The following is a 12547-nucleotide window of genomic DNA, read 5'->3' on the forward strand; positions in this document are numbered from 1 at the left end:
TATGTACAATTTGAGTCTAGGTTCTCATCGTTTGGATCCAGTTAGATTTGCAGACGTCATATTAGTCATGGATCGTGGACAAATCATAGAAAAAGGGTCACACGATCAATTCTTTGAAAAGAAGGGTGCTTACTACAGTATGTATATTAAACAGATGAATATGTACAAAGACTCACCGGATAAACATCAACGGGTATAAGGGGGGAGAATAAAACATGGATAGCTCATATATTATGCAGGTTGAAGACTTAGTCAAGACCCACAGCACTTCGAGCGTTACAGTTAATGCTTTGCAGAAGCTGACAATGAGTGTGAAGAAAGGCGAATTTATAGTGATAATGGGTACCAGTGGTTCCGGAAAAAGTACTTTACTGAATATTATCGGTGGATTAGATTCGCCCACATCGGGTCGTATATTTATTGGAGGCATGGAAATAAGCAAGCCACAGCAGGAATCATTTTTCACCAAATATCGACGCTCTTCTGTCGGTATTGTGTTTCAATCATACAACTTAATTGCGTCCTTAACCGTTGAGGAGAACGTCGCACTGCCACTAGTTTTAGATGGACAGGCTCCATCGCAAATCAAGAATCGGGTCGAATCAATCCTTGAACTGGTCGGACTGAGCGAAAGAGGGAATCATCGTCCATTCGAGCTATCTGGCGGACAGCAGCAGCGGGTGGCACTTGCTAGAGCAGTCGTTAAAAATCCTGAAATTTTACTTGCCGATGAACCGACAGGCAACTTGGATCATCATACCACTACTGAGGTGATGGAACTTCTGCTTAAACTCAAACGGAATTTAAATCAGACTATTCTTCTCGTGACTCATGATCCGTTGGTTGCTAGTTATGGAGATCGAATCCTTTTTATGAGTGACGGACAAATTAAGAATGAACTTATTGTTAAGGATGTCGCGGAGAGTGAACGTAACCGCATGATTATCCAGCAACTCTATCAAACGGATAGGATTGTTTTATAATGATCTATCGTTTGATCGGTATTGCCATCCGATTGGCATCATCAGCTAAAAGTAAGCTTTTTTTCTCCATAATAAGTGTATCGCTAGCGGTTGGAGTAATGTGTAGTACTCAGATCATTATTCAAAGTATGAATCACTCTTTTGATAGAGAAATTAAAAAGCTCTATGGTGAAATGGATGTTATGGTCGGTCTGCAGTCAGGTAAAGTGCTTGAGAACGGGCAACTTGAAAAGATGGTGGAGCAGAGAGGAATTTTAGACTACTCAAAGGTCTTGGTTAATCCTGTCCTAGGTGAGTCATATTACTACGTTGGAGTGGACAATACAAAACTAAGTAAAGAACTTTATAAATTCACAGTCCCTCTAGATGACAATCAAATCGTCTTAACACAGGGATTTGCAGATAAATTATCTGCATCTGTTGGAAAGTGGGTTACTCTACCCACACACAACCTTTCTCAAAAGAAATGGAAAGTCGCTGAGATTATACCGGATATTCGTGGGATTTCCGCTCCTGATGTGGTCATTTTTCCAATGCGCTCTTTGCAAGCTTCTTTAGGCGTGGACGGAGCTAATTTGGTGTTGTTGAACTTAGAGGACGGTGTAGATACAAATGAAGTGTTGTCAAGTATTGAGGCAAAGCTTCAGTTACCGTTAAAATCAGAAATCGTATCACAAACAGAATTTGTTCAAAAGAATGCAGCTAACTTACAATGGACAGGTGGTATTTTAAGTTTTTTATCGTTGAGTATGGCTATAGCTTTCATATTTAGTAATTTTCGGCTGATGATGTTGGATTATCTTAGACAGCTAGTTATTCTTCAAGCTAATGGAGCCAATAAACGTCAGTTATTAACGATTATTTTGACTCAACTCATACTGGTAGTGATGATGGGGAGTCTACTTGGAATGATTCTGTCCATCGGTCTGGTAAAAGGGTTCGGTGATCTGATTGCCAAAGCATTGAGTATAACCACAGACAGTATTACTATAAATATATTTTCCGTGGTAGGTCAAGCTACATTAGCAGTCTGCCTCTTTATTCTGCTCTTGATGATTCCAATCCGTCGAGCCTTTTATCGGTTGCCATTAGTTCACATTGGCGAGGCAAGTCAAGCTGAATATATTAAAACCCCTAAACTTAAAAAAATATGGATTATACTTGGGTTAGTAGGACTATTACTTCAAATCTATGGCTTAATTGCCTCTTCTGGTTCAATACCCAAGATTGTAAGTGGTGGACTTCTTGTTTTTATTTCCTTTCTTGCAATAGTTCCAGTGTTATTTCAAAAAATGCTTGCGAGCCTAACGCGATTACTTGAGCGCCAGCGTGCACGTGAGTTAGTTCTATCTACAGCTTATTTACGTACTTATGCTAATCAAAATCGTTTAATTCTGTATTTGATTTCTCTATCTATCGCAGTTCCACTCTTAGGATTATCTATATATGGAACAATTAAAGCTAATACGGTTGAGAGAGTGGAGAAGGAATACGTTAGTGATATCGTGCTGATGAATCATAAAAGGGGAATGTCTACTTTGCCATTATCCCTGGCGAATGATATCCAAAATATAGAAGGTGTTAAGGGATTTATTACAATAACTACAGAGAATTCTGTTAATATTGCAGATCCATTGGGCATGTCAGGAGACCCAGTTCAATCCTTTACTTATATGAGGGCTCCACTTGCCGAACTTCAAAAAAGAGGTCTTTTACCACCTTTAGGTGAAGTGAATGATGCTGTCGTACTTACGAAAAAGTATGTAGATAAGCTTAACCTTGCCAAAGGAGATTTTATTCAGCTTGTAGATCCAGAAGGAGTAATTACCGCCAAAACATTAAAAGTTACTGCAGTAGTAAAGGAAGATCTACCAGGTTCATGGGGTTTCTTATACGGTGCTTATGTAGATACAAACAATTCAATGCTGCCTACAGAGCAAGATTATCTACTGACAGGGTTGATATTCGTAAAGCCTGGAACTAAAGACGATGTCTTAGTAAAATTACAACAATTTAAGAATCAGTATCCATTACTAGAAGCTTCGGAAAAGGATTCGGCATTAGCACTTGAGGAAAATCAAATTAACCAACGTTACTATCTTATACTAGCTATTGCAGTGGTATCTGGTGTAATTGGGCTTATGGCGCTATATAATACGTTGGCGGCGTTCTACCGATCACGACAAAGGGAGCTAGCCATTCTGGTAAGTTTAGGAATGTCCCGCGTGCAGACTACTCGGGTGCTACTATTGCAGACGGGATTATTCAGTTTGATGGCTGCTATTATAGGTGTGATCACGGGTGTATATCTATCTCTAACTGTTCTAACAGTTCTTGGCGGGATAGGTGAAACCATTATAATCTCTTGGGTAGGAATAGCTTTGGGGATCGTTTTCCTTCTAGCTTACAGCTTTTTGATTTCTTGGTTGATTGCCCGGCATATGAACTCCAAAATATTAATTGAACGTTTACGTGTGGAGTGAGGTTTAGCCATAGATTGAGAGGAACTGGATCAGGTGAATAATCCTTTGCTCGTTGAATTAGCACAGTATTTTTACCTTAAAGCCTACCTTTGAAGCTCCGAGACTCGATGTACTCCATGTTAGAACTGTGTGATTATTCCTTTGAGGATGTTAAGGAACGGATAGTGAATATGGAGTAACATGAAATTAACAGCTTCATTGCAATATCAGACTGCCTGATGATAATCAACCGCTTAAGCTTAAACTTAATGATTTACGATTTTAAGAAGCCATCAATCACCGTGTTTGATGATGATTGGTGGCTTTTTTATATGCGGTGTTGCAATCGGGTGAAAATTTCAGTAACACTAGTTCCATGCAATTCAAAAATTACTCAAAAAATTAGCCCCCCAAAGTCGTCTTACTTGCTGCAAAACGCTCATAATCCGGTGAACTGGTTCCCTTGGTCAGAAGAAGCTTTTGAAATCGCCAAGCGCGATAACAAGACCGTCTTCTTATATATCGGTTATAGCTATTTATTGACCCACACATACCTGTCATTGAAGAGATGCTTATGTGATTAAACTATGTAGGAACTTCTGCTTTGAGCAGGAGTTTTTTGTTTGTAATTATAGTTATAGACGTAATAGTATTCCATTTAATAGTATGATAGAAATAACATTTAACCAGACTTGGAGGTAGTTTTTTGAAATCGACTGATATTATACATAACTTTATGAATTATTTTAATCAACTTAAAGCCTATGATATTTCACCGACATTCGAAACTAATATGCCTGGATTTCATAATCATCCCTCACTCGGCATTGTGGAGAATCATCGCAATTTTTGCCACCATGGTTATTATGCACAAACCTTAATTATTTCAGAGCACACGGGTTCTCATGTTGATGCCCCTGTCCATTGTCATGGAGAACAAGCAACGATTGATCAATTGCCCGTCGATTGTTTAATTGGTCCTTATAAGAAATACGATCTTGCGTCCTTTGCTCCTGAGGCAGGTAAACCAGTTGAATTAGAAATCATTAAAGAAATAGAAGAGCGTGATAAATTCTCCCTTCAGGCAGGAGATATTGTTCTTATTGATTTTGGTTGGGACAAATATTACACGCCAGACAGTAGTGGTAATGAAAGAGAATGGTGGGGTAAAAATGAACCTGGTCTAACCAACGCAGTATGCAAATATTTTAGTGAGGCAGGAATTAAAGCAATTGGGGCAGATACCCCGGGTGTAGATATTTGCATGTTAGATGGGAAAATTCTAAGTGCTCCTGGTCATGTGGAATATTTTTTGCCGAACAATATTTTAATTATGGAGGGATTCAGTAGAATGAGCCAAGCTCCTGCAATTGGGGTTTTTATGGCACTTCCATTGAAGATCAAAAATGGTTCAGGATCTCCTATTCGTCCTATGTTGTTGGCCTAGATCTAACAGAGCACTCCAACTGTGTCGCTGAAGCTAACGAAATACAATGAAAACCTATGATAACAAGCTACAGACAATATAGATTCTGTCAGAGGGATGGAGATACAAAATGATAATAGCTGAGGGTGTGGCAATAATTCCGTTGAAAATTGCTATCATGAACTCTTTTAATAATACGCTAGTTATAATATCCAAAAGAATTATGGGGTGAAATATGAAGTTTTTTTCAAAGAAGGATAATGAAATGAAACAAGATATATTATCCTTTGATATGGAAGTAGACATAAGAAAAGTATATAAAAATATAACGAAACACAAAGGAAGAATGGTTCCTATTGTAGATTGGAGGATTGCATTATATATAAATGGAGAAAAATTGGATCAAGATGAAGTGTTTGTTGAAAACGAATTTTTCGAATCATTACTTTGTCCGGGAAAGTATCCTATGTTCACATGTACTTGCGGCATATTTGGTTGTGGAGGGTACTATGTTGAAGTCATCCATGAGGTTGAAAACGTGTTTTGGTTAACTGAACATTCACCTTTTATGGATCGATCCATAAAGACTATTAATAAATTTTCTTTTTCATGGGGAGAACTAATTAATTTTTCAGAAGAGTTAATACAAAAATTAGAGGAACTCAAAAAAATAATGGCTATAAATGGCTTGGAATTTCAATCTGATATAGAACGATACAGGGGAATAATTGAAGAGATAAATTGGCGAACTAAATGAATAAGTATTTTACTCGGGTTATCATTCCTTTGTTGTCTTACAATTTGGTGATATGAAGTTATCGATTATAATAATCATAAGGGATTTGAAATATGGGTAACCGAATATCCATTTTAGCAGAAACCAATCGAGATATAGAAATTTTGAGCAGTAGGTCATAGGAAATTAACCCCAGGAGGAACAGGATGTCAAAAGAATATTCGCGCATGTATATTGAAAGTGTAAAGCTTGAGTTGTTAAACAGGCTCGGATTGAAGCAGGTTTATTTTAAAGGACAAAACGGTGATGATCTGCTGTATGAGGCAACGGGTTTTGACAGAGGAACTGAGCATAAATTTTGCGTCAGAACGAAGAAGGGAACCATCGATGAGCTGGTTGGGGGCAAATGGATGAAAGTCCGTAGCTTCACGATTAAAAGTAAAGAACAATAACAAAATATGATTGCTTACTTTGAAAAATGGAGAACGTTGAAATGATTATAAAAATGACCTACTCCAATATAGATGATTATAACAACTCAAACGAGAGTTTCATCGTTTCTGGTCGAGTGATCCCTAAGTATGAAGATGGAAAATGGTCTTATACGAAAGAGATATTTTCTCAAACATACTTAAAGCAATATGAGAATGAAGATATCGATACATCTTATATTGAAGATCCAAGAAAAGCTATTTTTTTATATTACGATGGTGATATCTGCGTTGGACGGATTAGACTTCGTTCTAATTGGAATGGGTATGCTTTCGTTGATGACATTGGGGTATCCAAGGAGTGGCGACAGCAAGGGATTGGAACGAAGTTATTAGAAAAATCTATAGCGTGGGCAAAGCAAAATAACCTGATTGGGCTTATGCTTGAAACACAAGATGTGAATGTGTCTGCTTGTGATTTTTATGCAAAAAACAATTTTGTAATCGGTGGGGTTGATAGTATGCTTTATTCAAATTTCCCAACAGCTAATGAAAAGGCGATTTTTTGGTACTATAAGTTTTAGTTATTACTGTTGAAGAATATAGAAGTGCATAATGAAAGTTCAACTCATGCATATTTCTTAAGGTAACCGTACACGGTTGCCTTTTTTATTCTTTATAGCAATAAAAATATATTTATTTTCGAAAATTATTTATTGTAAAACGATAAATACCGTGTTAAAGTCTAAATAAATTCAATGATAAGTGAGGGACTTTTATGAAACTTGGAACAACACTTTTTTTAAAGGCAGCGGTGTTTATAATTGCACTTCCAGTTCTTGCTATATGCATCTTTTTGGTGCCCGAGATCGTGAAGTTTGTAGCAGAGTTGTATCCAGATATGTCTTATATCAAATATCTTGCCTTTATCGTTTTTTATGGATCAGCAATTCCTTTTTACTTTGCGCTGTATCAAGCGTTGAAGCTTTTGGGCTATATTGACAAGAATGAAGCGTTCTCTGAACTATCCGTCAGCGTGCTGAACAAAATAAAATACTGTGCAATCACAATCAGCGGTTTGTATATGCTTGGCTTGCCCTTGTTCTATCTTATCGCGCAGAAAGTGGATCCCCCGGGGGTGCCAGCGATTGGAGTAATCATAATTTTTGCCTCGATGGTGATTGCTGTGTTTGCTGCTGTTCTCCAAAGGCTTTTACAAGAGGCAATTGCTATAAAATCTGAAAACGATTTGACAGTCTGAGGTGAAAATAATGGCCATTATAATCAATGTTGATGTGATGTTGGCGAAGAGAAAAATGAGCGTAACAGAACTTTCCGAGAGGGTAGGAATCACGATGGCTAACCTCTCCATATTGAAGAACGGAAAGGCAAAAGCGATTCGATTATCCACGTTAGAAGCGATCTGTAAGGCTTTAGATTGTCAGCCAGGAGATATTTTAGAGTACAAAAGTGACGAAAACTCCACCACTATAGATTAAAGGGTTGTACATATTTGTAGGATCAACCGCAAACAAATGCCAATATCTATGGACTTGTACGAGATAATGTACAGGTTCTTTGTTTATTTTTAATATCTGTATGGAGTTGAGCGGCGAGAACCTTTATAATATGACGAGGATACTTTATACAAGGAACAGGAGTTAATTCATGAGTATATTAAATGTAGAGAAACTAAGTCACGGGTTTGGAGATCGTGCAATTTTCACGGATGTATCCTTTCGACTGCTGAAGGGCGAGCATATTGGTCTGATCGGTGCCAATGGTGAAGGTAAATCCACCTTCATGAACATCATCACCGGCAAACTTCAGCCGGATGAAGGTAAAGTTGAATGGGCCAGACGCATGCGGTCGGGCTATCTGGATCAGCACGCTGTGCTTACAAAAGGACAAACCATGCGCGATGTTCTGCGCGGGGCGTTCCAGTATCTGTTCGATATGGAGCAAGAGATGAACGATATGTACGGCAGAATGGGCGACGTGTCCCCGGAGGAACTGGAGCAGCTGCTGGAGGATGTCGGAACGATTCAGGATACACTGACGAACCAAGATTTCTATATGATCGACGCCAAAATCGATGAAACGGCTCGCGGGCTGGGTCTTACAGACATCGGTCTTGACAAAGACGTCCATGATCTCAGTGGCGGTCAGCGGACTAAAGTATTGTTGGCCAAGCTGTTGCTTGAGAAACCAGACATTTTGCTCCTTGACGAGCCTACGAACTATCTGGATGAGCAGCATATCGTATGGCTTAAGCGGTATTTGCAGGAGTACGAGAATGCCTTCATCCTGATCTCACATGACATTCCGTTCTTGAACAGCGTCATCAACTTGATTTATCATATGGAAAATCAGACGTTGTCGCGTTATGTGGGCGATTACGATTACTTCCAGCAAGTATATGAAGCGAAAAAGCAACAGCTTGAATCCGCCTTTAAACGCCAGCAGCAGGAAATTGCGGACCTCAAGGACTTCGTTGCCCGGAACAAGGCCAGCGTAGCTACCCGGAATATGGCGATGTCCCGGCAGAAGAAGCTGGATAAGATGGATGTTATCGAAATTGCTAAGGAAAAGCCGAAGCCGCAATTCAATTTCAAGTCCGGGCGTACTTCAGGCAAGGTAATTTTTGAAACAAAGGATCTCGTAATTGGCTACGACTCACCGCTGTCCAGACCTTTGAACCTGAGCATGGAGCGTGGACAAAAAATAGCGCTTGTCGGCTCGAACGGAATCGGTAAAACTACACTGCTGCGAAGCATTCTCGGCCAAATTCCAGCGATTTCTGGTTCCGCCAAACTTGGTGACCTGCTAGACATTGGTTATTTCGAACAGGAAATAAAGGAAGCGAACTACAACACCTGTATCGAAGAAATTTGGAACGAGTTCCCGTCCTTCACACAGTTTGAAATTCGGGCGGCTTTGGCCAAATGTGGTCTGACGACTAATCATATTGAGAGCAAGATAGCGGTCCTGAGCGGCGGAGAGAAAGCTAAAGTCCGCTTGTGTAAGCTGATTAACCGCGAGTCGAACCTGCTCGTATTTGACGAGCCTACCAACCACTTGGACGTGGATGCGAAAGACGAGCTGAAGCGTGCTCTTCAGGCGTATAAGGGCAGCATTTTGCTGATCTCCCACGAACCTGAATTTTACCAAGATATCGTGACAGAAACATGGAACTGCGAATCGTGGACGACAAAAGTATTTTAAAGTGCAACAAAGAGGCTGCCTCATAGAGGTAGCCTTTTTTATTTGGACTAGCGAGAACGCTTCATAACTTTTCCAACTTAGTAGTGGTTGCTATCGTTAAAATTGGGTGGGAACTTGCAAGTAGGAGCGGCAAAATTTAGTGGAGTTATACTTTTCCAGTACATGGTATAATAAGACAAAAATTCGTGGGGCATTCCAACAGGAGGGGGTACATAGCAATACGCCAAAATAGTTAGAACGATGTTGAAAAATCAATAACAGAAAGGATGTTAATCATTGAAAAGAATCGATGTCACTTATGTACTTATAACTGATCTTTCTAAATCTAAAGTTCTTATGGTACACAATATAGATCGAGATAGTGATAGTTGGTCTCTTCCAGGAGGTACTGTAGAGCACAATGAAACTTTAGAGCAAGCAGCAATTAGAGAAGCGAAAGAAGAAACGGGTTTAGATATTGAAGTATTTGGATTAGTAGCCTTAAATGAATGCAAGTTTGAAAAGCAAAATGAACATGCCCTATTTTTCACATTCAGAGCTGCAGTGATAGGTGGAAACGAAGAAATTGTAAGACCTGAAGAAATCTCAACCATTGCCTGGATCGATATTGAAAAGGCTGAAGAATTAATGCCTTATTACCAAGAAGGCCTTAGGAAATTAATTGAAGGCAATGAAGTTACATATCTAAATCAGGGTAGCGAGTAATATGGCATCTGAATAGAAAGCGATGATTAGGGGGGCTCTTTAAACGATGTCAAAGCTAATGCGAGTAGGCACGATTTATTTACCTGTAACGAACCCTGGATTATCTGCAAAATGGTTTTGTGAGAAACTACATGCTGAACTAAGTTATATAGATGAAGGAAATAATCATGCCATTCTTAATTTAGCTCACCAAAGCTTTATCTTAATTCAAAGTGCGCAGGGCACTCTCGCTAACTTTCAGACTATTAATGACGGTCTAATGTTTCCATTATCATTTGAAGTAAACGGGATAGAAGCGTTAATTGAGCTGCACAAGGAATTATCGGATAACGGTGTATCCGTTGGAGACATTGAAGATAGAGGGCATTCGGGAAGGAATTTTATTATTACGGATCCTGACGGGAATAAGTACGACGTCTGGAGTGAGTTGTCCATCGAATTTAAGGAGAAGTACAACATCATTTGAGCTTGAAAAGTGATTTTCACATTTAAAATAGCTCTTTCAAGCGTGAAACTTACGTCTAGATGGATTTGAAGCTGGTGGCATATACACACAAATTTGTGTTTTTTCTAAATGGTACAATTCCGTTGGGAGAGTCTAAGCTCTCTCTTTTTGAGCTGACTAGAAATTCTCCTTCCTGGAGCGCTATGGTATGATGGAATGAATCGGAGATTATCGAAAGGAATGAGTGAGTTGAAACATCCTTTTCATCTAAAAGCAGTATGGAATGGTGGACGTAATAGTGAAGGACATATCGATGCAGGCGGATTAAAAACAATCATTTCGATTCCGAAGGAGATGGGTGGCCCGGGAACGGGTACTAATCCTGACGAAATGCTGCTGGGAGCAGCGTCAACCTGTTATCTAATTACGCTGGCAGCGATGCTTGAGCGTGCGAATATTACACCACAGGATCTGACACTGGAGTCTGAAGCGACTGTAGATGTAACGAATAACATATTTACGTACGAACGGATCGTACACAAACCACGAATTGTGCTGAAGAGCGATGCAACAGAGGCTGAATTGAGCAAGGCAGAGCAACTGGCACATAACGCAGAAGCATCCTGCATGATCTCCAGAGCCGTAGCGGGTAATGTCTCCATCGAGACACAGCCGGTTATTGAAATAGCAGAGGGCGTTCCATATTCAGAGTAAATGAGAAAGTGAGAGTAGATAAATGACGACCAATGGAGTAGAGATTAGAGAGGCCATATCTGAGGATTTGGAGCAAATAGAAAAGATATTGTCTGCGTGTAAACGTGATCTGGAACAGAAGGGCATTTATCAGTGGAATGATCAGTACCCTAATACAGCCTACTTTTTGGAGAAACTAGAACATAGAGAACTGTATGTAATTGAACATGAGGACGAAATTGCAGGATCATTTGTACTGGATGAACATGCGATGCCCGAGTGGGAAGAAGTGAAGTGGCGGTTTAAGCAGGGGAGATATCTCCTCTTGCATGCTTTGTTCATTAATCCGCTGATTCAAGGAAAAGGGTTAGGGAATAGAGTACTGGACTTTTTTGAGGAGACGGCTGTGAAAGGACAATATGACGGGATTCGGCTTGATGTATTTTCCAAAAACGAGGCTGCCTTAAAGTTCTATACGAAAAGGGGATTTGAGCATCGAGGAGATGTCATTTTGCCCTTTAAACCGGTGGATAATCAAATATACGCATGTTATGAAAAAATACTGCGGACAAGCCCGCTGTCATCTTAAAGCTTCTTTTTTAAGCAAGCTATTGCAATAAGAATAACCCAAACCGTTCCAATTCCTACGAATTGAAGCCGTTTGGGTTATTTCTTTTTCTGGCCGGACTTTATTCAAAAACACATAGAAAGTGAGTTAAATTAACACTCAGATTATATAAATGATTTAATGTTTTAATGAACCATTATATTACATATTAAACCATAATAAGTTATATAAAAATTTTATTCATAAATTTCAGAATCAAAAAGGAGCGTAACATGAGGATACTGCTAGCAACATGGAACAATTCTAAGAAACAATGGTTAACGGAGGGTCTTGCTTCTCTGAATCTTCCAATTCTAACATTAGAAGAGTATGAGCACGGGGATATTGATGATGTCGAGGAGACTGGAGATACCTGTGAGGCTAATGCTTTACTAAAGGTGCGAGCAGTACCCGGCGATGATAATTTAATCATTATTGCAGAAGATTCAGGCCTATTTATTGAGGTGCTAGACGGTTTTCCAGGTGTGAAAACTGCAAGATGGATGGAAGGTAGTGATGATGATCGGGCGGCACAAATTTTAATCAAAATGAAAAATTGTATGGACCGTAAAGCTTATTTTCAAAGTGCGCTTGCGGTTATATTTCCTAATGGAGAACAGAAAGTCGTGGAAGCTAAACTGCACGGAGAGATCGCTTTTGAAGCAAGGGGAAGCTGGAAATCAGGCTATTCACGAATTTTTGAAATATCCCCAGGGAAGACGGCTGCTGAAGTAGAGACTAATGAGGATGAACAGCATGACCACAGAAGATCCGCGATCCAAAAGTTGAAACAGGTTATTCAGGCCTATAAAGGTTAATTTGGAAGGGAGAAGG

General features: G+C 39.5%; 15 protein-coding genes. All 15 read left to right on the forward strand.

Annotation, left to right across the window (positions count from 1 at the left end):
- The first annotated feature begins 215 nt into the window (after positions 1–215).
- The 15 genes from AC3Y23_RS05600 (at position 216) to AC3Y23_RS05670 (ending at position 12531) form a co-directional block, all read left to right on the forward strand.
- Positions 216–983 (forward strand): ABC transporter ATP-binding protein, encoded by a 768-nt coding sequence (locus AC3Y23_RS05600; protein WP_379196518.1) that lies wholly within the window; start codon positions 216–218, stop codon positions 981–983.
- A complete protein-coding gene (locus AC3Y23_RS05605) occupies positions 983–3466 on the forward strand; it encodes an ABC transporter permease (protein WP_379196520.1) in 2484 nt (827 codons plus the stop codon). The genes AC3Y23_RS05600 and AC3Y23_RS05605 overlap by 1 nt, the downstream gene beginning before the upstream one ends.
- Positions 3467–3777: 311 nt before the next feature.
- Positions 3778–4029, forward strand: a complete 252-nt coding sequence (locus AC3Y23_RS05610) for a DUF255 domain-containing protein (RefSeq protein ID WP_379197120.1) — start codon at positions 3778–3780, stop codon at positions 4027–4029.
- 122 nt (positions 4030–4151) lie between these two features.
- Entirely contained in the window at positions 4152–4892 is a 741-nt protein-coding gene (locus tag AC3Y23_RS05615; RefSeq protein ID WP_379196522.1) for a cyclase family protein, read from the forward strand.
- A 244-nt stretch (positions 4893–5136) separates the two neighbouring features.
- A complete protein-coding gene (locus AC3Y23_RS05620) occupies positions 5137–5628 on the forward strand; it encodes a hypothetical protein (protein WP_379196524.1) in 492 nt (163 codons plus the stop codon).
- A 185-nt stretch (positions 5629–5813) separates the two neighbouring features.
- On the forward strand, positions 5814–6059 hold the full coding sequence (locus tag AC3Y23_RS05625) for a hypothetical protein (protein WP_175372575.1): 246 nt from the start codon (positions 5814–5816) through the stop codon (positions 6057–6059).
- Positions 6060–6100: 41 nt separating this feature from the next.
- Positions 6101–6622 carry a GNAT family N-acetyltransferase gene (locus AC3Y23_RS05630; protein WP_379196526.1) on the forward strand — a complete coding sequence of 174 codons (522 nt, stop codon included), beginning with the start codon at positions 6101–6103 and terminating at the stop codon, positions 6620–6622.
- Between the two features lie 194 nt (positions 6623–6816).
- Positions 6817–7299 carry a DUF2975 domain-containing protein gene (locus tag AC3Y23_RS05635; RefSeq protein ID WP_379196528.1) on the forward strand — a complete coding sequence of 161 codons (483 nt, stop codon included), beginning with the start codon at positions 6817–6819 and terminating at the stop codon, positions 7297–7299.
- A 10-nt stretch (positions 7300–7309) separates the two neighbouring features.
- Entirely contained in the window at positions 7310–7537 is a 228-nt protein-coding gene (locus AC3Y23_RS05640; protein ID WP_379196530.1) for a helix-turn-helix domain-containing protein, read from the forward strand.
- 169 nt (positions 7538–7706) lie between these two features.
- Entirely contained in the window at positions 7707–9263 is a 1557-nt protein-coding gene (locus AC3Y23_RS05645; RefSeq protein ID WP_379196532.1) for an ABC-F family ATP-binding cassette domain-containing protein, read from the forward strand.
- 276 nt (positions 9264–9539) lie between these two features.
- Positions 9540–9968, forward strand: coding sequence for an NUDIX hydrolase (locus AC3Y23_RS05650; RefSeq protein WP_379196534.1), 429 nt, complete (start codon positions 9540–9542; stop codon positions 9966–9968).
- A gap of 46 nt (positions 9969–10014) precedes the next feature.
- Positions 10015–10434, forward strand: a complete 420-nt coding sequence (locus tag AC3Y23_RS05655; RefSeq protein WP_379196536.1) for a VOC family protein — start codon at positions 10015–10017, stop codon at positions 10432–10434.
- Positions 10435–10662: 228 nt separating this feature from the next.
- Entirely contained in the window at positions 10663–11127 is a 465-nt protein-coding gene (locus AC3Y23_RS05660; protein ID WP_379197122.1) for an OsmC family protein, read from the forward strand.
- Between the two features lie 22 nt (positions 11128–11149).
- Positions 11150–11695, forward strand: coding sequence for a GNAT family N-acetyltransferase (locus AC3Y23_RS05665; RefSeq protein WP_379196538.1), 546 nt, complete (start codon positions 11150–11152; stop codon positions 11693–11695).
- 251 nt (positions 11696–11946) lie between these two features.
- Positions 11947–12531, forward strand: a complete 585-nt coding sequence (locus AC3Y23_RS05670) for a non-canonical purine NTP pyrophosphatase (RefSeq protein ID WP_379196540.1) — start codon at positions 11947–11949, stop codon at positions 12529–12531.
- Positions 12532–12547: the final 16 nt, after the last annotated feature.

It is taken from the genome of Paenibacillus sp. MAHUQ-45 (assembly GCF_058133325.1).